The sequence below is a fragment of the Micromonospora sp. 067-2 genome, from assembly GCF_046549295.1.
Lineage (GTDB): Bacteria > Actinomycetota > Actinomycetes > Mycobacteriales > Micromonosporaceae > Micromonospora.
On sequence record NZ_JAJPWB010000003.1, the window covers coordinates 305195 to 326430 of the forward strand.

The 21236-nt window shown below is 70.0% G+C and carries 23 protein-coding genes; 6 read left to right on the plus strand and 17 right to left on the minus strand.

All coding sequences use genetic code 11. The features are described 5' to 3' along the window. Nucleotides 1–21 precede the first annotated feature (21 nt). A complete protein-coding gene (fbaA, locus tag ACLJN9_RS08120) occupies nucleotides 22–1047 on the minus strand; it encodes a class II fructose-bisphosphate aldolase (protein WP_410810477.1) in 1026 nt (341 codons plus the stop codon). A gap of 142 nt (nucleotides 1048–1189) precedes the next feature. Further along, complete coding sequence (locus tag ACLJN9_RS08125; protein ID WP_410810478.1) at nucleotides 1190–1573, minus strand: phage holin family protein; 384 nt, start codon at nucleotides 1571–1573, stop codon at nucleotides 1190–1192. A gap of 122 nt (nucleotides 1574–1695) precedes the next feature. Between ACLJN9_RS08125 and ACLJN9_RS08130 the strand changes: the two genes are divergently transcribed. Further along, complete coding sequence (locus ACLJN9_RS08130) at nucleotides 1696–1908, plus strand: hypothetical protein (RefSeq protein ID WP_410810479.1); 213 nt, start codon at nucleotides 1696–1698, stop codon at nucleotides 1906–1908. A gap of 12 nt (nucleotides 1909–1920) precedes the next feature. On the opposite strand, the gene ACLJN9_RS08135 is transcribed toward ACLJN9_RS08130, so the two are convergent. Continuing rightward, on the minus strand, nucleotides 1921–2991 hold the full coding sequence (locus tag ACLJN9_RS08135; protein WP_410810480.1) for an LCP family protein: 1071 nt from the start codon (nucleotides 2989–2991) through the stop codon (nucleotides 1921–1923). Nucleotides 2992–2993: 2 nt separating this feature from the next. Further along, nucleotides 2994–3473, minus strand: coding sequence for a SigE family RNA polymerase sigma factor (locus ACLJN9_RS08140; RefSeq protein WP_410810481.1), 480 nt, complete (start codon nucleotides 3471–3473; stop codon nucleotides 2994–2996). A gap of 177 nt (nucleotides 3474–3650) precedes the next feature. On the opposite strand from ACLJN9_RS08140, the gene ACLJN9_RS08145 reads away from it, so the two are divergent. After that, nucleotides 3651–5216, plus strand: coding sequence for an LPXTG cell wall anchor domain-containing protein (locus ACLJN9_RS08145; protein WP_410810482.1), 1566 nt, complete (start codon nucleotides 3651–3653; stop codon nucleotides 5214–5216). Between the two features lie 138 nt (nucleotides 5217–5354). Beyond that, a complete protein-coding gene (locus ACLJN9_RS08150; protein ID WP_410810483.1) occupies nucleotides 5355–6188 on the plus strand; it encodes a DedA family protein in 834 nt (277 codons plus the stop codon). Between the two features lie 170 nt (nucleotides 6189–6358). Here the strand turns inward: ACLJN9_RS08150 and ACLJN9_RS08155 are convergent, their stop codons facing one another. The 8 genes from ACLJN9_RS08155 to clpB form a co-directional block, all read right to left on the minus strand. After that, nucleotides 6359–6736 carry an ArsR/SmtB family transcription factor gene (locus ACLJN9_RS08155; protein ID WP_088969178.1) on the minus strand — a complete coding sequence of 126 codons (378 nt, stop codon included), beginning with the start codon at nucleotides 6734–6736 and terminating at the stop codon, nucleotides 6359–6361. A gap of 57 nt (nucleotides 6737–6793) precedes the next feature. Next, nucleotides 6794–7330, minus strand: a complete 537-nt coding sequence (pyrE, locus tag ACLJN9_RS08160; RefSeq protein ID WP_410810484.1) for an orotate phosphoribosyltransferase — start codon at nucleotides 7328–7330, stop codon at nucleotides 6794–6796. A gap of 169 nt (nucleotides 7331–7499) precedes the next feature. Beyond that, a complete protein-coding gene (locus ACLJN9_RS08165; RefSeq protein WP_410810485.1) occupies nucleotides 7500–8309 on the minus strand; it encodes an SDR family NAD(P)-dependent oxidoreductase in 810 nt (269 codons plus the stop codon). A gap of 10 nt (nucleotides 8310–8319) precedes the next feature. Further along, nucleotides 8320–8985: a hypothetical protein gene (locus tag ACLJN9_RS08170; RefSeq protein ID WP_410810486.1), complete on the minus strand. Its 666-nt coding sequence runs from the start codon at nucleotides 8983–8985 to the stop codon at nucleotides 8320–8322. A gap of 72 nt (nucleotides 8986–9057) precedes the next feature. Then, nucleotides 9058–9897 carry a hypothetical protein gene (locus ACLJN9_RS08175; protein ID WP_410810487.1) on the minus strand — a complete coding sequence of 280 codons (840 nt, stop codon included), beginning with the start codon at nucleotides 9895–9897 and terminating at the stop codon, nucleotides 9058–9060. A gap of 93 nt (nucleotides 9898–9990) precedes the next feature. Then, complete coding sequence (locus ACLJN9_RS08180; RefSeq protein WP_410810488.1) at nucleotides 9991–10605, minus strand: DUF4178 domain-containing protein; 615 nt, start codon at nucleotides 10603–10605, stop codon at nucleotides 9991–9993. Nucleotides 10606–10718: 113 nt separating this feature from the next. Next, nucleotides 10719–11099 (minus strand): hypothetical protein, encoded by a 381-nt coding sequence (locus tag ACLJN9_RS08185; RefSeq protein WP_410810489.1) that lies wholly within the window; start codon nucleotides 11097–11099, stop codon nucleotides 10719–10721. A gap of 104 nt (nucleotides 11100–11203) precedes the next feature. After that, nucleotides 11204–13795, minus strand: a complete 2592-nt coding sequence (gene clpB / locus ACLJN9_RS08190) for an ATP-dependent chaperone ClpB (protein ID WP_410810490.1) — start codon at nucleotides 13793–13795, stop codon at nucleotides 11204–11206. A gap of 179 nt (nucleotides 13796–13974) precedes the next feature. On the opposite strand from clpB, the gene ACLJN9_RS08195 reads away from it, so the two are divergent. From ACLJN9_RS08195 to ACLJN9_RS08205, 3 genes are all read left to right on the plus strand, one after another. Further along, a complete protein-coding gene (locus ACLJN9_RS08195; RefSeq protein WP_410810491.1) occupies nucleotides 13975–14475 on the plus strand; it encodes a cation:proton antiporter regulatory subunit in 501 nt (166 codons plus the stop codon). A 5-nt stretch (nucleotides 14476–14480) separates the two neighbouring features. Beyond that, the gene (locus tag ACLJN9_RS08200) at nucleotides 14481–15686 is read left to right on the plus strand and encodes a cation:proton antiporter (RefSeq protein WP_410810492.1); all 1206 of its coding nucleotides are present in this window, start codon (nucleotides 14481–14483) and stop codon (nucleotides 15684–15686) included. A 167-nt stretch (nucleotides 15687–15853) separates the two neighbouring features. Then, nucleotides 15854–16285: a hypothetical protein gene (locus ACLJN9_RS08205; RefSeq protein WP_410810493.1), complete on the plus strand. Its 432-nt coding sequence runs from the start codon at nucleotides 15854–15856 to the stop codon at nucleotides 16283–16285. A gap of 177 nt (nucleotides 16286–16462) precedes the next feature. Here ACLJN9_RS08205 and ACLJN9_RS08210 read toward each other — a convergent pair whose 3' ends face one another. From ACLJN9_RS08210 to dnaK, 5 genes are all read right to left on the minus strand, one after another. Continuing rightward, nucleotides 16463–16657 carry a hypothetical protein gene (locus tag ACLJN9_RS08210; protein ID WP_410810494.1) on the minus strand — a complete coding sequence of 65 codons (195 nt, stop codon included), beginning with the start codon at nucleotides 16655–16657 and terminating at the stop codon, nucleotides 16463–16465. Nucleotides 16658–16792: 135 nt separating this feature from the next. Further along, nucleotides 16793–17233 carry a heat shock protein transcriptional repressor HspR gene (locus ACLJN9_RS08215; protein ID WP_410810495.1) on the minus strand — a complete coding sequence of 147 codons (441 nt, stop codon included), beginning with the start codon at nucleotides 17231–17233 and terminating at the stop codon, nucleotides 16793–16795. A 29-nt stretch (nucleotides 17234–17262) separates the two neighbouring features. Beyond that, nucleotides 17263–18450 carry a molecular chaperone DnaJ gene (dnaJ, locus tag ACLJN9_RS08220; RefSeq protein ID WP_410810496.1) on the minus strand — a complete coding sequence of 396 codons (1188 nt, stop codon included), beginning with the start codon at nucleotides 18448–18450 and terminating at the stop codon, nucleotides 17263–17265. Nucleotides 18451–18535: 85 nt separating this feature from the next. After that, a complete protein-coding gene (gene grpE / locus ACLJN9_RS08225; RefSeq protein ID WP_410810497.1) occupies nucleotides 18536–19294 on the minus strand; it encodes a nucleotide exchange factor GrpE in 759 nt (252 codons plus the stop codon). A 48-nt stretch (nucleotides 19295–19342) separates the two neighbouring features. Further along, nucleotides 19343–21211 (minus strand): molecular chaperone DnaK, encoded by a 1869-nt coding sequence (gene dnaK / locus ACLJN9_RS08230; protein ID WP_410810498.1) that lies wholly within the window; start codon nucleotides 21209–21211, stop codon nucleotides 19343–19345. Nucleotides 21212–21236: the final 25 nt, after the last annotated feature.

The following is a 21236-nucleotide window of genomic DNA, read 5'->3' on the forward strand; positions in this document are numbered from 1 at the left end:
CCGGCCGTCGGTGGGGCGTCGTTACTTGGACATCGTGGTGCCGGCGGAGCGCAGGTCCTCGCAGGCCACGACGACCCGGGCGGCCAGGCCGGCCTCGGCGGCCTTGCCCCAGGCGCGCGGGTCGTAGAGCTTCTTGTTGCCGACCTCGCCGTCGATCTTCAGCACACCGTCGTAGTTGCGCAGCATGTGGTCCGCGACGGGCCGCGTGAAGGCGTACTGGGTGTCGGTGTCGATGTTCATCTTCACCACGCCGTAGTCCAGTGCCTCGCGGATCTCGCTCAGCAACGAGCCCGAGCCGCCGTGGAAGACCAGGCTGAGCGGCTTGTCCTTGCCGTACTTGGCGCCGACCGCGTCCTGGATCTGCTTGAGGATCTCCGGGCGGAGCTTGACGTTGCCCGGCTTGTAGACGCCGTGCACGTTGCCGAAGGTCAGCGCCGCCATGTAGCGGCCCTTCTCGCCGAGGCCGAGCGCCTCGACCATGGCCAGACCATCGTCGACAGTGGTGTAGAGCTTGTCGTTGATGGCGTTCTCGACGCCGTCCTCCTCACCACCGACGACCCCGACCTCGATCTCAAGGACGATCTTGCCCTTGGCGGCCTCGTCGAGGAGCTGGGCGGCGATCTCCAGGTTCTCCTTCACCGGCACGGCCGAGCCGTCCCACATGTGCGACTGGTACAGCGGCTGCTCGCCGCGCTTCACCCGCTCCTGCGAGATGCCCATCAGCGGACGGACGAACCCGTCCAGCTTGTCCTTCGGACAGTGGTCGGTGTGCAGGGCGACGGTGACCGGGTACTTCTTGGCCACCTCGTGCGCGTACGCGGCGAACGCCACCGCGCCGGTCACCATGTCCTTGATCGACGGGCCGGACAGGTATTCGGCGCCGCCGGTGGAGACCTGGATGATGCCGTCGCTCTCCGCGTCGGCGAAGCCCTTGAGCGCCGCGTTCAGCGTCTGCGAGGAGGTCACGTTGATCGCGGGATACGCGTACCGGCCAGCCTTGGCGCGGTCCAGCATCTCCGCGTAGGCCTCGGGGGAAGCGATGGGCATGTGATGCGCTCCTTACTTACCACTCTCGGCCGTGCTGGCCGCTGTTGTTCACGTGTGCGCCGGACCGCGCTGTCCTCCGCCCGGCAGTATCCCGCAGGTGTGGTGTGCAGGAGAAATCGCCCCGGCTGCTGGCGAGATCCGATCACCGGTTGTCCAAGCGGTCCGGAACGACGACGCTGATCAGCCAGGTGACCACGGTCATCACGATGGCTCCCCAGAAGGCGGCCCAGAAACCGTCCACCTGGAACGGCAGGTCGAGCCCCCGTGCGATCCGGTCGGTGAGCAGAAAGAGCAGCGCGTTGACCACCAGCGCGAACACGCCCAGGGTCAGCAGGTAGAACACGCAGCCGACCACCCTGATGATCGGCTTGAGCACCGCGTTGATCACGCCGAAGATCAGCGCCACCACGATCAGGGTCAGCACGGTGTTGCCACCCGAGCGGCCGTTCACGTCGACCCCGGGCACGATGAGCGTGGTTATCCACAACGCGACCGCCGTGATCGCCAGCCGGATGAGGAAGCCCACGGCCCCATCCTGGCACCGGGCCACGCCGTCGAGGGGTCATTCCGCCGACTCGGCTTGCCGGCGCGCCACCGGCACAGCCCGTACGGTGGGTGGGAACCGTGCACCGAGCCCCGGGAGGGACGATGGGTCAGCCCGATGAGGACTTCACCCCCGGCGACCACCTCGACCCCGTCGAGCGCAACCCCGAGGCGGAGCCGGCCGACGCGGCCGAGCAGGCCGCGGAGGTCGGCCCCGGCGACGGCGACAGTGAGCCGCACCGCGGCCTGGAGGTCGACGACTGGGACGCGATGGAGCAGGCGCGGGTGGTCACCGGCGACGAGGACGACTACCGCTGACTCTTCCGAGCCTCACCGGTCGGCGTCCACCAGGTCCGGATGGCGTGCCGCCCAGTCACCAAGCCGATCCTCGTGCAGCGCGGCCAGGAATTCCGGGGCGAGCTCCGGGTCGGGGGACAGGAGGTAGCGCGGCCCGCTCGCGTTGACGACCGGCAGGCTGAGCCCCACCGGCTCGACCGATCGCAGCGTGGGAACGAGCTGTGCCACATCCAGCAGGGCGGCCCGGTCGGGGAACACCAGAAGATCCGAGCCGGCGGTTCCCAGCAGCGCGGAAAGTCGTACCGGATTGGTGAGAACGCCATTCTTGGCGGCCTGGTCGACCAGGCCGGCAACGTAGAGCCGGGCGTTGTGGTCCCGGTCCTGGCCCCCCAGGGGCAGGCCGCGCCGCTGGCGGAGCAGGTCGACCGACGCGGCGCCGTCAAGACGCTGGCAGCCGACCGGGAAGAGCCGCCCGGTGTGGATCGAGCGCACCTGCTGCGGCAGGCAGACCCGGACGCCGTCGACCGCGTCGGTCAGCTTTCCCAGCGCGGGATAGGTCAGCACCACCCCGCTCGCCGTCCTGATCCCGGTCAGCTCGGCCACCGTTCGACGCGTCAGCTCGTAGCCCCTGGTCAGATCCGTCCGGTCGGAGTTCGCGCTGGCCCCGAGCAGGAATGCGGCGTTCAACTTGTCGGTGCCATGACCGGGGATCGGCACCTCCAGGTCACGAGGCAGCGAGATCAGGTACGGGCGGCTGCGGTCGGCCGGGATGTGCAGCAGCAGCACCGAATCAGCCAGCGGTGTCGCCGGCCCGTTGCTGTCGATGCCGAGCAGGAGCATGGTCACCGCACCCGTCGTCGCCGGCCGACCCGACTCGCCGATCAGCTCGGCGACCGGCGGCGGCCCGGCACGCTCCGGGGTGAACAGAGGCACCCCGATTCCCAGTACGCCGAGCACCGCCAGGGCGGTACCGCCGGCCTGCCAGCGTCGGCGACGCCGCCGCCGGCCGTTCGCCAGCCGGTGAATGGCGGCGCGCAGCGGGCCGGTCGGTGGGATCAGCGGCTCGTGCCGTGCGAAGGCGGCACGCAGGTCGTCCTCGATCATGATCAGGCCTCCACGTACTCGGCCCGGAGCGTGGCCAGGGCCCGGGAGATGGACGAACGTACGGTCCCGACGGCGCAGCCGAGGATCTCGGCGATCTCGGCGTCGGGCAGGTCCTCGTAGTAACGCAGCACCAGGGTGGCGCGTTGCCGGCGCGGCAGCCGGGAAAGCCAGGACCAGACCTGGTCCCGGTCCACGGCGGACTGGGCGTGGTCGGCCGGCGCCGGCACCCCGTCGTCGGGTTCTCCCCGCAGCAGCACCCGACGCATCCAGGAGCCGCGCCGCCAGTCGACGTACTGGTTGGTGAGCATCCGGCGCACGTAGCGCTCCGGCGAGTCCGCACGGGCGACCCGTCGCCAGTTGAGCTGGACCCGGACCATCGTCTCCTGCACCAGGTCCTGTGCCTGGTGCGGATCGCCGGTGAGCATCACCGCGTACCGCAGCAGCGGGGCCAGTCGCATGTCCGCGAACTCCTCGTACGTCACTGCACCTCCCGGGCTCCTGCCTCAGATGACGGAAGCGGACAGACCGAACGTTGCGGTGACGCTGATCAACCTTTCGGCTCGTTCTCGCCTCGTCGCGGCGCTCGGGGCGGCAGTCAACCTTGTGATTCCTTAAGATCCGCAGGCTCCACCTGAATCCCCCACCTGGAGGAATCCCTCATGCTCACCCACACGACCCGGCGCTGGCTCGCCGGGCTGGGCGTAGCAGGCGCATTCGTTGCAGCCTCCGCCACTCCTGCATTCGCTGCGGAACCCACCATCGCAGACGCGAAGGGCGCCGAAGGCTTCTCGCTGTACGCGAACGACGTCATCGTCGCCCCCGGCGGCCCAGAAAAGTGGATCTCGCTCTACTCCCTGGTGGACCAGCCGTTCACCAGCTACACGGTGACGGTGGACCGCAGTGCGGTCGAAGGCTTCGCAGAGGTGCAGAATCTGGATGATCCCGGCGCCTGTACCGAAGCCGGAGCCGTCCTGACCTGCACGGTGAAAAACGACGAGGAACCGGACCTGAACCTGGTCTCCCTCCCTGTGCTGCCGCGGGACGGGGCAAAGGCCGGGCAGGAGGGCCAACTCCTCTTCACCGTCAGCACCCCGAACGCCGGAACCTCCACCTACCGTTCCACGGTGACGATCGGCGAGGGTGTCGATCTGACATCCGAGCCCGTCGTCGATCTGGCCGGCGCGCCGGGCAGCACGGTGCTGTCCCCGCTGTCCGTGAGCAACCAAGGCAAGACCGACGCCAAGGGCGCGGTGCTGTTCTTCTTCGGCTCCTACGGTCTTGGACCGGCCAAGCGTTACGAGAACTGCGAGTACTTCCAGGACAACTTCGATCAATACGCGTACGCCTGCTCCCTCGACGCCACGGTGGCTGCGGGCGGCAGCGCGAAACTCGACGACTCCTTCGGCTTCGCCGTCCCCGGTGACGCTTGGGCGCCGAACACCGACCATGGCTTCGCGATCTGGATGACCCCCGCAGACTGGCAGGCGTTCCGATCGGAGTTGCCCGACTTCGGCAAGGGCACGAAGGGTGACGACGGGGTCCTGAAGCTTTCCGCCTCTGCTCCCTCCCGGGCCCTGGCCCGCGCGCTCCAGCAGACGGACGTCGACCCGGCCAACAACGAGACCATGATCAAACTCACGGTCAAGGGCGACCAGAAGGCCGATGTCGAGGCCAGCGGCGCCACCCTGGATGCTCAGGTCGGCGCAACCGTCCCGGTCACGGTCGGATTCACCAACAATGGCCCGGCAGCGATCAACGTCGGCGGCGAAGAGGGCATCTACACCCTGGCGCTGGTCACCCTGCCGAAGGGCACCACTGCGGAGAAGGCACCGGAGCAGTGCGCCGACGTCGAGGGCGAATTCGGTCCGGACTCCGGCAAGTCAGGCGCCGCCGCCTACACGTGCTTCGTGCCAGGCGTTGTGGGCAAGGGCAGGAAGGCTGAGTTCACATTCTCCCTCCGCGTCGACCAGCCCGGCGCCCTCACCGGAACGGTCCAGCTGTTCCACGGCGACCCGAAGGAGAACGTCGGTAAGGACCTGAACCCGGCCAACGACACCGCGAAGATCCTGGTGAACGCCGCAGGCGGTCAGGGTGGCGGTGACGGCGGCCTGCCGGTCACCGGTGCGTCGACCGGTCTGATCGCCGGCATCGGTGCGCTGCTGCTCGCCACCGGCGTCGGCGGCTACCTGGTGACCAAGCGTCGCCGGACCCGCTTCGTCGCCTGATCCATCCCGCACCACCGGTGCCCCGCCGACCATCCCGGTCGGCGGGGCGCTGTCGTTCGGCGCGGCCGCGGGGGATCGCGCCAGCGGGTGGTGGGGGCCGGTCGGGCGCGGGCCGGGACCCGGACTTCGGTACCCTTTGTGGCCGTGGACACAGCTGAGAAGACCCGCGCTCTCACGGAGAGCGTCGCCCTGAACCCGCTCGATCCCAAGGACCTGTTGCAGACCTTCGGGTTGATCGGCGTCTGGGTGATCCTCTTCGCCGAGACCGGCCTGCTGGTGGGGTTCTTCTTCCCCGGCGACTCGCTGCTGTTCCTCGCCGGGGTGGCCGCGTCCCCGGTGGCGGACGCCATCTTCGGCGACGGCACCCGGCTCTCCCTGGCCGGCCTGCTGATCGGCGGGCCGATCTGCGCCGTCGCCGGCGCGCAGCTGGGGCACTGGCTCGGCTCGCGGTACGGGCGGCCCATGTTCGAGCGGCCCAACTCACGGCTCTTCAAGCGGGAGTACGTGGAGAAGGCGGAGTTCTACTTCCAGAAGTTCGGCCCGGCGAAGGCCGTGGTGCTGGCCCGTTTCATCCCGATCGTGCGGACGTTCCTCAACCCGGTCGCCGGGGCGCTCGGCATGCCAGCCCGCCAGTTCCTGCTCTGGAACATCGTCGGCGCGGTGCTCTGGGTGGACGGCATCCTGTTGATCGGCTACCTGCTGGCCGAGCAGATCTACCAGGCCATCGGGGACAAGATCGACCACTACATCCTGCCGGTGGTCGCCCTGATCATCCTGATCTCGGTGCTGCCGATCTTCTTCGAGTTCCTCCGCGACAGGCGTGCCCGCAAGCGCGGCGAGGCCATCGCGGTGGTCGCGGCGGCCAGTGCCGCTGGAGCGGTCGAAGCGGTGCGCGAGACGTTCGACCACGACCACGACCACGACCAGCACCCGCACGACCGTCGGCGTCCGGAGCACGGCCAGGAGCGCTGACGAGGGGGTACGACGACGGCCGGCCCCCTGCTGAGGGGGTCGGCCGTCGGCATCTCGGACCCGGCCTCCGGCGGTGCGGCCGGGGACGAGCAGGTGTCACCCACCGATGGCGCCACCCCTGGCTCGCCATCGGACACCGCCCCGGCGCGGGACGGTGTGCACTGCCTACGTCAGCGGGCCTTCTTGGTGGCCCGCTTACGCGGCGGGGTCAGCAGGTCGGCGATCGTCGCGATCGCACTCGGGACCAGCCGGTAGTACGCCCAGACACCGCGCTTCTCCCGCTCCAGCAAGCCGGCCTCGGTGAGGATACGCAGGTGGTGACTGACCGTCGGCTGAGAGAGGCCGAGCGGCGCCGTCAGGTCACAGACGCACGCCTCGCCCTCTGGGGCCGACTGGATCAGGCTGAGCAGCCGCAACCGAGCGGGATCCGCGAGGGCCTTGAGGACCCCCGCGAGACGCTCGGCATCGGCACGTTCGATCGGCTCGCCGGCAAGCGGCGAGATCTGAGGCATAGTCATTTCGGCCAACGCAGTTCCCACGAATTCCATCCTTCCACCAGCAGCATCGATCCGCCTGCATATCAGCAGATCCGAATCGGCAAACTTTTACGCCACAAGGCCGAGGTCAGCCAACGTATAGGCCGCCCGGTACGGCAGTCCGGCGGCTCGCACCGCGTCGCCGGCACCTCGATCAACAATAACCGCCACACCCACGACTTCGGCCCCGGCCTCACGAAGAGCCTCGACCGCCGTCAACACACTTCCGCCCGTCGTGGACGTATCCTCCACCGCCAACACCCGACGGCCGGCCACCTCCGGTCCCTCGATCCGCCGTTGCAGACCGTGGGCCTTGCCCGCCTTGCGCACCACAAAGGCGTCCAGTGCCCGATCGGTCGGAGCGGCATGCATCATCGAGAGCGCGACGGGATCCGCGCCCAGGGTCAGCCCGCCGACGGCATCGAACTCCCAGTCGGCGGTGAGGTCGAGCAACACCCGACCGACCAACGGGGCGGCCCGGTGATGGAGCGTGACGCGCCGCAGATCGACGTACCAGTCTGCCTCGCGCCCCGAGGAGAGCACGACCCGTCCGTGGACAACAGCCAGGTCGGTAATGAATTTACGCAGGTCGTCGTGGTCCCCCATGGCGATAGAGGTTACTGCGCAAGTCTGAACGCCGGATGTGGGGTCCACCCTGATCAGCCCGCCGGGGGACCGACGGTTGGCGATGTTCGACTACGCTCAGCTACCGGACCGGTTGCGACGCGCCAATGTCCCCGCCGTCGTGCCCGCGCAACGGCCGGCCCGTCGAGGCTCAGCGCTCGTCGCGACCGATCCGGCCGCGGGTGTCCCGGGCGACCGCCTGGAGCAGCCGTCGCGGTGCGTGCCGCAGACCCGCAGCGGCCACTTTGTACTTCCAGGCCGGAATGCTGACCAACTTGCCTTTGCCCAGGTCACGCAGGGCTTCGCCGACCACATCCTCGGCCCGCAGCCACAGCCATTCCGGCGTTTTCGACATGTTGATGCCGGCCCGCTGATGGAATTCCGTACGGGTGTAGCCGGGGCAGAGAGCCATCACCCGGACGCCGAACGGTCGCGCCGACTGACCGACCGACTCGCTGAAATTCGTGACCCACGCCTTGCTGGCCGAGTAGGTCGAGCCGGGCATCACCGCGCCGAATCCGGCGACCGAAGAGACATTTATCACTGCCCCATCCCGCCGTTCGGTCATCGGTCGCAGCGCCGCCAGGGTGAGCCGCATGACCGCGTGCACGTTGAGCCGCAGCAGGCGGGCCTCGTCCTCCGCGGAGGAGCGCAGAAAGGGCTTGTTGAGGCTGATCCCCGCGTTGTTGACGAGCAGGTGCACAGGGCTGTCGTCGGTGAGCCGCTGCTCCACGGTGGCGCAGCCCTCGTCGGTCGACAGATCCGCCGAGATCGTCTCCACCGCACGGCCGTGCCGGGAACCCAGTTCGGCGGCCAACTCGGCCAACCGGCCCGCGTCCCGGGCGACCAGCACCAGGTGCCAACCGTCAGCGGCCAACCGGCGGGTGAACGCCGCACCGATGCCGGCGGTGGCACCGGTGATCAGTGCCCGTCGCTCGGTGGTCGTCTCATCGAGCGTCACGGGCTGGTCCTCACCTCGGCGGATACGGGGGCGCGATCGGCGCCGGCGGGGGCTGGTGCGGGGCGGGCGGAAACCCGGGTGGGGCGGACGGCACGGTCGGCGCTGCCGGGCGGTGCCGACGGAACCAGGCGTTCGCGGCCGGCAGCGCCAGCAGCGTAGCTACCACAAGGTAACCGAGGCACTGTCCGACCGAAAGCCCGGCGTTCAACGGGATCCACCACGACGGGTACGCATCAGCGATCAGGCCCAGCAACTCGGCCGTGGCCCGCTCGCCGTCGCCCAGCCGCAGCGGCGCCGCCCGCTCACCGACGAGCACCGCCACACTGCAGCAGCCGGCGAGCAGGCCGAGCCCGCAGACCACCCAGGTGGCCACCCGGGCGCCGGAACGACCGGCCAGCAGCCCGAGAGCCAGGCCGGCGAGCAGCGGTACGGAGAGCGCGGCCACCACCGCCGACAGGGCCGCGGACGCCCGCAGCAGGGTCACCACGTCGTCGATCTGGCGCGTGCTCGCCGAGGTGTCCCGGGCGGCAGAGCGGAACGCGTCGACGGTCCGGCTCAGCACCGCCAGGTCGACAACGGTGTACGCGAGTGCGGCGGCCGCCATCACCAGCAGCACGGCCGCGGCAAGCAGAACCACGGCGGGCCGGCGGGCCGGTGCCGATTCCGGGTACGACACGACGGATCCCTCCGGTAGGCGTCGGGTTGCAACCTACTCGGAGGGACCGTCGGAGTCGTGCTTATGGAGCGGTCAACTCGTCGACGGCGGGGTCGAGCCGGGGCGGTCGCCCGGCGGCGTGTCGCCCGGGCCGGTCGGACCGGACGGCGGGTAACCAGGCTGCTCCGACCCGGGCGTCTGGCCCGAGGTCGACGGGAAGCCCGGCTCGCCGCTCGGCGGGTAACCCGGCTGGCCCGGAGTCTGCGGGTAACCGGGCTGGCCGGGAGTCTGCGGGTAACCCGGCTGGCCCGGGGCCTGCGGGTGACCCGGGTAGCTGGCACCCGGGGTCGGCGGTTCCCAGCCGGCGGTGGGCTTGCGGAAGAACTCGTTGGCCTTCGGCAGCGCCAACAGGATCAGCGCGGTGAGCAGCGCGAGCAGGCTGACCACGCCGAGCAGGATGCTGACCGGGGTGAGCCAGGAGGGCAGAGCCTCCTCCACCCGACGCTGGACCTCCGCGCTGCTCGGCATGTCCCCGCTGGTGTCCCCGCCGGTGGTGAAGCTGCCGGCCGCGCCGCTGAGCAGGCTGCCACCCACGCAGCACACCATGATGCCGCCGACGATCCAGGTGGTGATCCGGGTGCCGTTGCGGCCCTGGTTGTTGAACAGGGCCAGGACGGCCAGGACGACCGCGAGCAGCAACAGCAGGATGCTGCTGCCGATACCGATGGCGTAGAAGACGTCCGCCACAGTGTCGGCGCCGTCGGCGGAACTACCCTCGTACGCCGCGCGGATCGCATCACGGGTCTTGCCCGCCGTGGCGAGGGTGAGGATCAGGCTGATCACCTGGCATGCCAGGAACAGGAAAAGCAGATAGCTGGAAATCGTCACGATGGATGGCCGCTGGCGGGCCGGCGTGCTCTGGGCTTCGACCACGATTGTCCTTCCCTAGATCGCGCCAACACCGTATCGACAACGAGCCACTCCGGCATGCCGTGCCGATCCCGGCGCCTCCGGACGGAGTCGCGCTCAGCGCTCCTCGGCCGGTGGCCCGATCGTCAGATCGGTGACGTCGAGCAGGTCTCCGCGGGCAACCCGCCAGCCCTCCTCGCCGTACGCCTCGAAGGAAAGCCGCGCGTCGCCGCCGGACTGGTAGTCGTGGTACCGCATGGTCCCGGCTGGCTGAAGCCCGGTCTCCCCGATGGCGGTGTAGCGCGCCTGCCCCGTCTCGGACCAGGTGTAGCGCAGGCCGCCGAGGTCGATGGTCGGGGCGCCCGGGGTGACGGTCGCGCCGGGCTCAGCGGTCCAGAGCACCAGCTCCAGGTCTCCGCGGTCCTCCACGGAGAGCCGGTGCCGGGTGCCGGACTCGTCGTCGAGCAGGTGCTGGACCCAACTCCAGTCCCCCTCGACGAGGCGGATGGTGCCGCTCACGGCGTACTCCCGGTCGCGGATCCGCACGCGGTCGCCCTGGGTCAGATCGTGCGGGCCGCCGCGCGGCGACTCCGCCGCCCGACCGCGCGGAGGTCCCCCGGGGGGCAGCGCGCCGCCGGGCCGGGTCGTCCGCCGCGACCGCACGACGATCACGACCACGACCAGCGCGAGTACGACAACCGCCGCCACCAGGTACGTCACCCGCACGTTCACCCGACCACCTCCCCAGGTACGTCGGGGCGAACGGTAACAACCCCGGGCACCGGGACGACTTGCGCTGTGGCCGAAGGCTCAGCTGCCGGGGGCAACCCCGATCGGCGCATGGATCATGCCACGGCGAGTCGTTGGGTGGCGTAGTCGCCGAGGGTGGTGCGGCCCATCACGCAGCCGACGAACGTGGTGAACTCGGTCGGGTCGTTTCGCAGCGACGTCCACGCCCCCTGGGCCGCCGACGGGTCGACCCGCTCGAGCAGGGTGGCCGCGTAGGCGCGGCCGGCGGGTGAGCCCTCGGCCAGCAGTCGGTCGAGCTGCCGGCGTACCTCCTCGGGGTGGTCGTCGAGGGCGGCCTCGACCCGGTGGTACGCCTCGGTCACCGGCAACAGCGTGCCGGCGATCCCGACGCCGCCGAAGGCGAGCGTGTCGGCCCCCACCAACTCGTCAACGGCGTCGTCGATTTCCCGTTTCCACTTCTTTCCCATCCCGAACATGCCCACATCCTTTCCCCGCCCACCTCCACTCCACCCTGTTGATCAAAAGGTTTGCGTCATCAGAAGACGTCCCGCTGACGCAAACCTCCTGATCGACGCACTGGTCAGGCGGGCGTGACCGTGAGGGTGTTGGTGGGGGGCTGGAGGTCGACCTTCACCGTGTCGCCGTCGCGGATGGTGCCGGACAGCAGCGCCTTGGCGAGTTGGTCGCCGATTGCCGTCTGGACCAGGCGGCGTAGCGGACGTGCGCCGTAGATCGGGTCGTAGCCGTGCTCGGCGAGCCACTGACGGGCGGACTCGGTGATGTCCATTCCCAGTCGGCGGTCGGCGAGGCGCTTGCGCATCCGGTCCAGCTGGATGTCCACGATGGATCGCAGATCGTCCCCGTGCAGCGCGGCGAACACCACGATGTCGTCCAGCCGGTTGAGGAACTCCGGCTTGAAGTGCGAGCGGACCACCGCGAGAACCCCCTCCCGACGCTGCTCGTCGGCCAGCGTCAGATCCCCGATCACCGACGACCCGAGGTTGGAGGTGAGGATCAGGATCGCGTTGCGGAAGTCCACCGTACGGCCCTGGCCGTCGGTGAGCCGACCGTCGTCGAGCACCTGCAACAGCACGTCGAAGACGTCCGGGTGGGCCTTCTCCACCTCGTCGAGCAGGATCACCGAGTACGGCCGTCGGCGCACCGCCTCGGTGAGCTGGCCGCCCTCCTCGTACCCGACGTAGCCGGGCGGCGCGCCGACCAGGCGGGCCACCGAGTGCTTCTCGCCGTACTCGCTCATGTCGATGCGGACCATCGCCCGCTCGTCGTCGAAGAGGAACTCGGCGAGCGCCTTGGCCAACTCGGTCTTGCCGACCCCGGTCGGGCCGAGGAAGAGGAAGCTGCCGGTCGGTCGGTCCGGGTCGGCCACGCCGGCCCGCGCCCGGCGCACCGCGTCGGAGACCGCGCCGACCGCCTCCGCCTGACCGACCACGCGAGAACCGAGGGACTCCTCCATCCGGAGCAGCTTGGCCGTCTCGCCCTCCAGCAGCCGGCCGGCCGGGATGCCGGTCCAGGCGGCGACCACCGCGGCGATGTCGTCCGCACCGACCTCCTCCTTGAGCATCGCGCCGTCGGCCTGGAGCCGGGACAGCTCCTCCTCGGCCTGCTTCAACTCGACCTTGAGGGCGGGGATGCGGCCGTAGCGCAGCTCCGCGGCCCGCTCCAGCTCACCGTCGCGCTCGGCCCGCTCGGCCTCGCCGCCCAGGCGCTCCAACTCCTCCTTGGCCGTGGAGAGCTTGGTGATGTGGCTCTTCTCCGTCTGCCAGCGCTCGGAGAGAGCGGTGAGCTGCTCGCGCTTGTCGGCCAACTCCTTGCGCAGCCGCACCAACCGCTCCGCGGACGCGGCGTCCGGCTCCTTCGCCAGCGCCATCTCCTCGATCTCCAGGCGGCGGACCGCCCGCTCGATCTCGTCCACCTCGACCGGCCGGGAGTCGATCTCCATCCGGAGTCGGGACGCGGACTCGTCCACCAGGTCGATCGCCTTGTCCGGCAGGAACCGGTCGGTGATGTACCGGTTCGACAGCGTGGCGGCGGCGACCAGCGCGGCATCGGTGATCCGTACGCCGTGGTGCACCTCGTAGCGCTCCTTGAGGCCGCGCAGGATGCCGATGGTGTCCTCGATGGTCGGCTCGCCGACCAGCACCGGCTGGAAGCGGCGCTCCAGCGCCGGGTCCTTCTCGATGTGCTCGCGGTACTCGTCCAGCGTGGTGGCGCCGACCATCCGCAACTCACCGCGGGCGAGCATCGGCTTGAGCATGTTGCCGGCGTCCATCGAGCCCTCGCCCTTGCCGGCGCCGACCACGGTGTGCAACTCGTCGAGGAAGGTGATGACCTGGCCGTTGGAGTTCTTGATCTCCTCGAGCACGGACTTCAGCCGCTCCTCGAACTGGCCCCGGTACTGCGCGCCGGCGACCATCGCGCCGAGGTCCAACGAGATCAGCCTCTTGTCGCGCAGCGACTCGGGCACGTCACCGGCCACGATCCGCTGGGCCAGGCCCTCGACGATCGCCGTCTTGCCGACGCCGGGCTCGCCGATCAGCACCGGGTTGTTCTTGGTACGGCGGGAGAGCACCTGGATGACGCGACGGATCTCGGAATCCCGGCCGATCACCGGGTCGATCTTGCCGTCCCGGGCGCTGGCGGTGAGGTCGACGCCGTACTTGGTCAGTGCCTGGTAGGTCTGCTCCGGGTCGGCGGTGGTGACCCGGCGGTCGCCACCGCGAACGGTCGGGAAGGCGGCCACCAGGGCGTCCTCGGTGGCACCGGCCGTCTTCAGCGCGCCGGACACCGCGCCGCCCACCCGGGCCAGGCCGGCCAGCAGGTGCTCGGTGGAGGTGTACTCGTCGCCCAACGGGCGGGCGATCTGCTCGGCGGCGCCGATGGCGTTGACGAACTCCCGGGCCAGGGTGGGCTCGGCGATGCTGGAGCTCCGTGCGGCGGGGAGGCCGTCGACCGCCCGCTGCGCGGCCCGGCGCAGCTCGACGGGGTCGGCCCCGACTGCGCGCAGCAGACCGCTGGCGGTCGAGCCATCGGTGTCCAGCAGTGACAGCAGCAGGTGCCAGGGTTCCACGGTGGCGTGGCCGCGCTGGTTGGCCAGTGCGACGGCACCCGTGATGGTCTCGCGGCTCTTGGTGGTGAGTTTTTCGGTGTTCATGGGCTCCCCCGGATCGGCGTTGTCCACTGGGTTGGACACAACCAGAGTTGAGCGTATTCCGCTCAACCTTAGCGCTGTGACGCCCATCACTCGCGGCGACGCCATCCCTCGGCCCGTTCCTCGCTGATCCGCGAGTTCCGTCCGATCGTCGGCGTCTCCGAAGCGGTAGCCTTGCGCAGGTGCGAGTACGTGTCGAACAGACTTCCTTACCGGGCATCGGTGTGCGTCATGATCTGGTGACGGAATCCGGTCGCCGGCTCGGCGTGGTTTCCCACCGCAACGGTCGCCGGGATCTTGTCCTCTACGATCCCGACGATCCCGACTCCTGCCAGGCGGACATCCCGCTGACCGACGACGAGGCAGAGGCGTTGGCCGACATCCTCGGCGCGTCGCTGATGCTCGGTCAGCTCTCCGGGCTGCGCGAGCAGGCCGCCGGTCTGCTCACCGAGCAGATCGCCATCTCGGCGGGGTCGCGCTACGTCAACCGGCCGCTCAGTGACACCAAGGCGCGTACCCGCACCAGCGCCTCCATCGTGGCGGTGCTGCGCGACGGCGAGGTCATCGTCTCGCCGCTTCCCACCTTCCGCTTCGCGGCCGGTGACGTGGTGGTCGTGGTCGGCACCCGCAAGGGTCTCGACGGCGTGTCCGCCATCCTCGCCGACAGTGACCCGGACGGCTGAGGCGGATGCACGAATCGACCACACTGCTCGTCGAAGTCGGCGCGCTGCTGCTGCTGCTCGGGCTCCTCGGGCGGCTGAGCCGCCGGGTCGGCCTCTCACCCATCCCGCTCTACCTGCTCGCCGGGCTCGCATTCGGGCACGGCGGGTTGCTGCCGCTCAACGCCAGCGAGGAGTTCTTCGCGGTCGGCGCCGAGATCGGCGTGATCCTGCTGCTGGTGATGCTCGGCCTGGAGTACTCGGCCAACGAACTCGTCGGCAACCTCCGTTCGGCGGCACCGGCCGGGCTGATCGACGGCGTGCTCAACGCACTGCCCGGCGCGGCGTTCGCCCTGCTGCTCGGCTGGGACTGGGTGGCCGCACTGGTGCTCGGTGGTATCACCTGGGTCTCCTCCTCCGGAGTGATCGCCAAGGTTCTCGCCGACCTCGGCCGGCTCGGTAACCGGGAGACTCCGGTGATCCTCTCGATCCTGGTGATCGAGGATCTGGCGATGGCGCTCTACCTGCCACTGGTCACCGCCGTACTGGCCGGAAGCGGCTTGCTCGGCGGCGGCATCGCGCTCGCCGTCGCGGTCGGCACGGTGCTGCTCGTGCTGGTGGTCGCCATCCGGTACGGCCATCTCATCTCGTCGGCCCTGTCGGCGAAGGACCCGGAGGCGCTGCTGCTCGGCGTACTCGGGCTGACGTTGCTGATCGCCGGTATCGCGGCGAAGCTCCAGGTCTCGGCGGCGGTTGGCGCGTTCCTGGTCGGCATCGCGCTGTCCGGCCCGGTGGCACACCACGCGACCGAGTTGCTCTCCCCGCTGCGGGACCTGTTCGCCGCGGTGTTCTTCGTCTTCTTCGGGCTGGTCACCGATCCTCGCGACATTCCACCGGTGCTGCTGCCGGCGCTCGCGCTGGCCGTGGTCACCATGGCGACGAAGACGCTCACCGGTTACCTCGCGGCCCGTCGGGTCGGCATCGCCGAACCCGGTCGGTGGCGGGCCGGCCTGGCACTCGTACCCCGAGGTGAGTTCTCCATCGTCATCGCCGGCCTCGCGGTGGCCGCCGGCAGCGTCGAGCCGCGGTTGGCCGCGCTGGCCACGGCGTACGTCCTGATCACCGTCGTGACCGGTCCGATGCTGGCCCGGCTGCCCGACTTCCCGTGGTTCAAGCGGTGGCTGCGCACCCGCGCGGCGGCCCAACGGCGCGAGCCCGTTCCGATCCCCGACTGACGCCTCGGCGCCACTCGACCATCCAGTTGCCCCGGCCAGGCCAACGGTTGCTGAATTGCTCCCAACGAGGACTACCGCAGCACCCCACGGCGGGTTACCGTTTCGCCCCAGCAGCCAGGGTTCGCAGATGGCAGGTGCCGTCGCGGGCGAGAGCGGAGGGTTGGCCGGTGAGCGTGCAGGAGTCGACGTTCCACGGCTTCGCTAACCCCGTCGATCCGACTCCGGCGGAGTTACGAGCCTGGGCGTACCAGCCCGATTCGGTGCCGTTGGCTTCCATGCCGCCCGACTGGGACCTTCTGGTCTCCGGTGACCGGCTGGTGCTGACACTCTTCGAGCTGGCGATGGACTCGACCTGCCCGGCCCGCCGCTTCGCGCTGCACTGCCTCTACATCTACGCGGCCGACGGCATCCGGACGAACTTCCGCGCGCATCCCAAGCGCCGCTTCCGCAAGCTGGTCGAGCAGGCCGAGCGTGACGGCGACGAGCTGATGAAGATCTGGGCGCACAACGGCCGGGTGTTGCTGGCCCGACCGGATCTCTTCGTCTACCGGGACTGGTGCGAGGGCGGCCTGGTCCGGGAGAACCGCCGCCTCGGCTGACGCCCGCCCCCACCCCCGCACCTTGCTCCCCGTCGATCTAAGGCGTATCCCTGCTTGTGGATATCCATCCACCGCGAGATGCCCCAGATCGATGACGGAGGCGGGGCGGCGGCGGTGGGGCAGGGGGTGGGCGGGCCGGGACCCCCCGTGAGTCCCGGTCCGCACGTTGGTTGCCGGTCAGTCCCGCGGCGGCGGGGTTCCGGTCCGGCTCTGGTCGGGGCCGCGGTCGTCCTGTTCGGCGAACCGTCCTTCGATGATCTTGTCTCGGAAGCTTCCCTCGGTCACCTTGTCGAACTTCTCGCGGACCGTGTCCGCAAGGCCTTCGAGCCGGTCCTCCGTCTGCTGGGCCACCTTCTTCGCCGACTCCGTCATCGCTCCCCTGCCATGCCGGTGGGCCGATTTACCCCGATAAGAACCTGTATGGACAGGCTAACCGGAACGGCCCGGCCCACGCCGGGAAATCCCGTGCGGACCGGGCCGAGGAGAATCGGATCCGATGCGGTCGGTTCAGCGGTCGGGCATGCGCCGAGGCCGCCAGACCACCAGCGCCGTCGAGGTGCGGTTGGTCGGCACGAGATCCCGGCCCGGGAAGCGGGCCAGCGACTCCAGCTCGGCCACCCGGCGGTACGCGGCATCCAGCTCAGCCTCCAGCCGGGCCACCCGCTGCTGCGCCTGCTCCACCAACCGCTCGAGCCCGATGATCCGCTTGACCCCGGCGAGGTTGATCCCGTCGTCCTGACTGAGCCGCTGCACCTCACGGAGCAACACCACGTCGCGGACGCTGTACCGACGCCCGCCGCCGGCAGCCCGACCGGGCTGTACGAGCCCCAACCGGTCGTACTGGCGAAGGGTCTGTGGGTGCATCCCCGCCATCCGTGCCGCGACCGAAATCATCAACACCTTGGCCTCGTAGGCAGGGTCACTCGAACCGAGGAACTCGCCCGACATCCCACTCACCTCCGCGTCCGTCCATCGGACTAACTGACCCGACGCACCCGCGCGTCGAGATGGTCACGGGCCGCCGGCGGGCTCTGCTCGGCGAACGCCTCCAACGCCGTCCGTGCCTCGTCGGACAGGCGGGCCGGCACCACCACGTCCAACGTCACCAGCAGGTCGCCGGCCTGCCCGTCGCGGCGGGCCACACCCATGCCCCGGGCCCGCAGCACCCGGCCGCTCGGCGTACCCGGCGGGACCCGCAGGGTCACCGCGCCGTCGAGCGTGGGCACCCGCAGGTCCGTGCCGAGCACGGCCTCCGCGAAGGTGACCGGCACGGCCAACGTCAGGTCGTCGCCGGTACGCCCGAACAGCTCGTCCGGACGGACCTTGACGTGCACGAACAGGTCACCGGCCGGGCCGCCGCGCTCACCGGGCTCACCCCGCCCGGCCAGCCGGATCCGTTGGCCGTCGGCCACGCCGGCCGGAAAGCGCACGTTCATCGTGCGGGTCTTGGTGACCCCGCCGCTGCCGTGGCACTCCGGGCACTTCTCCTCGACCACCGTGCCGACGCCCTGGCAGTTGCGGCACGGCTCGGAGAAGCTGAACGACCCCTGGTTGCGGGTGGTCACCCCGGCGCCGTGGCACACCTGGCACGTACGCGGCTGGGTCCCCGGCTTGGCACCGTTGCCGTGACAGGTGTCGCAGACACCCGGGGCGCGCAGCGTCAGCGGCACGGTCACCCCGCGCACCGCGTCGCCGAAGTCCAGCGCCACCTCGGTCTCCACGTCCCGACCGCGGGCCGGACCACGCGGCGCGGCCTGCCCACCGCCCTGACCACCGGAGAAGATCGAGCTGAACAGGTCCTGGAAGCCGGCCCCGCCGAAGCGACGGTCACCGCCCTCGGCCGCACCCCCGCCGAACAGGTCGGAGACGTCGAAGGGCGTGCCGCCAGGCTGGCCCGTACCCCGCGCACCGCGACGGAACGCGCCCGAGCCGAACAGCGAGCGCATCTCGTCGTACTCCCGGCGGCGGCCGGCGTCCGACAACACGTTGTACGCCTCGGACGCGGCCTTGAACCGCTCCTCGGCCTTCGGGTCGCCCGGGTTGTGGTCCGGATGCGACTCGCGGGCCACCTTGCGGTACGACTTCTTGATGTCATCCGCGGAGGCGGCCTTGTCCACGCCCAACACGGCGTAAAAGTCCTTCTCGAGCCAGTCCTTCGAACTCACCGGTCCACCCCCTTCCCACCGTCGTGGCCCGGCCGTCCCGCCCGTCGCATCGCAACGGACGGAACGGCCCGGTCACCGTCTCGCACTATTCCGGATCCGCGACCGCGACCAGCGCGGGGCGCAGCAGCCGCTCACCGAGCTGGTAGCCGCGCCGCATGACCTGCACGCAGGTCGGCTCGCTGACCTCGTCCGAGGTCTGGTGCGCGACCGCCTCGTGCCGGGTCGGGTCGAACGGGTCGCCCTGCTCACCGAAGGCGTTCAGGCCGAACTTGCCCAGCGCGGTGGTGAGCTGTTCCGCCACCGTGCCGAACGGCCCGACCAGGTCACCGTGTTCCCGGGCCCGGTCCAGGTCGTCGAGGATCGGCAGCAACGCGGCCAGCACGGAGCCGGTCGCCTGCTCCTGCACCAGGCTGCGGTCCCGGTCCACCCGCTTGCGGTAGTTGGCGTACTCCGCCGACACCCGCTGCAGATCCCGGGTCCGCTCGTCCATCTCGGCCCGGAGCGACTCCATCTCGGCGCCGAGCGGGGTGCCCGTTCCTCCGCCACCCACCGGCTGCGCCGGGGCGTCCACCACCGGTGGGCCGGCCGGCGTCGGACCGTCGACCGAGGTCGCCTCGATCTCGATCTCGTCGACCACGATCTCGGCGTCCTCGACCAGGCCTTCGGCGGGCACGTCGGTCCCCGCGTCGGCCGCGGTGCCCTCCGGCTCCGTCGTGTCGGTGAGCTTGCGGTTGTTGCGGATGACGTCCCGCTCCCCGTCGCCGGTGGTCGGCTCGGTGGGCGCGGAGCCACCCGGCGTCGACCCGGTGCCGCCCGGGTCGGCGGCTCGTGGCTTCTGCGTCATGCGGCTACCTCATCCCCTGCGCCGTGGATACGTCTCGGAGGCCGACGGTCACTTCTTGCCGTCCTCGTCCACGATCTCCGCGTCGACCACGTCGTCGGCGCCAGCGGCACCGCCGGCCTGCGGACCGCTCGCCCCGGTGGCACCCGGGCCGGCCTCGCCGCCAGGCTGCTGGCCCTGCTCGGCCTGAGACGAGTAGAGCAGCGAACCGGCCTGCTGGGAGACCTGCGCCAGCCGCTCGTGCGCCGACTTGATCTTTTCGATGTCCTGACCGCCGAGCGCGCCACGCAGCTCACCGAGCGCCTCGTTGAGCTGCTCCCGGTTCTCACCGGGCAGCTTGTCGCCGCTCTCGGCGAGGAACTTCTCGGTCTGCCACTGGAGCGCCTCGGCCACGTTGCGGGTCTCGGCGTCGTCGCGGCGGCGCTTGTCCTCCTCCGCGTGCTCCTCGGCGTCCCGGCGCATGCGCTCGATGTCGTCCTTCGGCAGCGACGAGCCGCCGGTGATCGTCATCTTCTGTTCCTTGCCGGTGCCGAGGTCCTTGGCGTGGACGTTGACGATGCCGTTGGCGTCGATGTCGAAGGCGACCTCGATCTGCGGCACACCACGCGGCGCCGGCGGGAGGCCGGTCAGCTCGAAGGTGCCGAGCTTCTTGTTGTAGGCCGCGATCTCCCGCTCACCCTGGAAGACCTGGATCAGCACCGACGGCTGGTTGTCGTCCGCCGTGGTGAAGACCTCGGAGCGCTTGGTCGGGATGGTGGTGTTGCGCTCGATCAGCTTGGTGAAGATGCCGCCCTTGGTCTCGATGCCCAGGCTCAGCGGGGTCACGTCGAGCAGCAGGACGTCCTTGACCTCACCCTTGAGCACACCGGCCTGCAGGGCGGCGCCGACGGCGACGACCTCGTCCGGGTTGACGCCCTTGTTCGGGTCGCGGCCGGTGAGCTGCTTGACCAGGTCGGTCACGGCGGGCATCCGGGTCGAACCACCCACCAGGATGACGTGCTCGACGTCGGAGATCTTGATCCCCGCGTCCTTCACGGCCTGCTCGAACGGGCCCTTGCAGCGGTCCAGCAGGTCCTGCGTCATCCGCTGGAACTCGGCGCGGCTCAGCGTCACGTCGAGGTGCAGCGGGCCGGCCGCGCCGGCGGTGATGTAGGGCAGGTTGATGGTGGTGGTGGTGGCGGCGGACAGCTCGATCTTGGCCTTCTCGGCGGCCTCACGGAGGCGCTGGAGGGCCATCTTGTCCTGACCGAGGTCGATGCCGTGCTCACCACGGAACGTCTTCACCAGGTGGTCGATGATCCGCTGGTCCCAGTCGTCGCCACCGAGGTGGTTGTCACCGCTTGTCGACTTGACCTCGATGACGCCCTCGGCCAGCTCCAGCAGCGACACGTCGAAGGTGCCGCCGCCGAGGTCGAAGACCAGGACGGTCTGCTCCTTGGAGCCCTTGTCCAGCCCGTACGCCAGGGCGGCCGCGGTCGGCTCGTTGACGATCCGCAGCACGTTGAAGCCGGCGATCTCACCGGCCTCCTTGGTGGCCTGGCGCTGGCTGTCGTTGAAGTAGGCCGGGACGGTGATCACCGCGTCGGTGATCTGCTCGCCCAGGTACGCCTCGGCGTCCCGCTTGAGCTTCATCAGGGTCCGGGCCGAGATCTCCTGCGGGGTGTACTTCTTGCCGTCGATGTCGACGGACCAGTTCGTGCCGACCTCGCGCTTGACCGACCGGATCGTCCGGTCCGGGTTGGTCACCGCCTGACGCTTGGCGACCTCACCGACGAGCACCTCGCCGTTGCGGGCGAACGCGACGATCGACGGTGTCGTCCGCGAGCCCTCGGCGTTGGCGATGACGGTGGGCTCACCGCCCTCGAGAACGCTGACGCAGGAGTTCGTCGTGCCGAGGTCGATACCGACCGCACGTGCCATCTTCGCTTCCTCGCTTCATAAGATT

Coding starts and splice junctions, on each gene's coding strand:
- fbaA (WP_410810477.1), bottom strand. CDS start 1,047: ATGCCCATCGCTTCCCCCGAGGCCTACGCGGAGATGCTGGACCGCGCC.
- ACLJN9_RS08130 (WP_410810479.1), top strand. CDS start 1,696: ATGGGTCAGCCCGATGAGGACTTCACCCCCGGCGACCACCTCGACCCC.
- ACLJN9_RS08135 (WP_410810480.1), bottom strand. CDS start 2,991: ATGATCGAGGACGACCTGCGTGCCGCCTTCGCACGGCACGAGCCGCTG.
- ACLJN9_RS08145 (WP_410810482.1), top strand. CDS start 3,651: ATGCTCACCCACACGACCCGGCGCTGGCTCGCCGGGCTGGGCGTAGCA.
- ACLJN9_RS08155 (WP_088969178.1), bottom strand. CDS start 6,736: ATGGAATTCGTGGGAACTGCGTTGGCCGAAATGACTATGCCTCAGATC.
- pyrE (WP_410810484.1), bottom strand. CDS start 7,330: ATGGGGGACCACGACGACCTGCGTAAATTCATTACCGACCTGGCTGTT.
- ACLJN9_RS08185 (WP_410810489.1), bottom strand. CDS start 11,099: ATGTTCGGGATGGGAAAGAAGTGGAAACGGGAAATCGACGACGCCGTT.
- clpB (WP_410810490.1), bottom strand. CDS start 13,795: ATGAACACCGAAAAACTCACCACCAAGAGCCGCGAGACCATCACGGGT.
- ACLJN9_RS08200 (WP_410810492.1), top strand. CDS start 14,481: ATGCACGAATCGACCACACTGCTCGTCGAAGTCGGCGCGCTGCTGCTG.
- ACLJN9_RS08210 (WP_410810494.1), bottom strand. CDS start 16,657: ATGACGGAGTCGGCGAAGAAGGTGGCCCAGCAGACGGAGGACCGGCTC.
- ACLJN9_RS08215 (WP_410810495.1), bottom strand. CDS start 17,233: ATGTCGGGCGAGTTCCTCGGTTCGAGTGACCCTGCCTACGAGGCCAAG.
- grpE (WP_410810497.1), bottom strand. CDS start 19,294: ATGACGCAGAAGCCACGAGCCGCCGACCCGGGCGGCACCGGGTCGACG.
- dnaK (WP_410810498.1), bottom strand. CDS start 21,211: ATGGCACGTGCGGTCGGTATCGACCTCGGCACGACGAACTCCTGCGTC.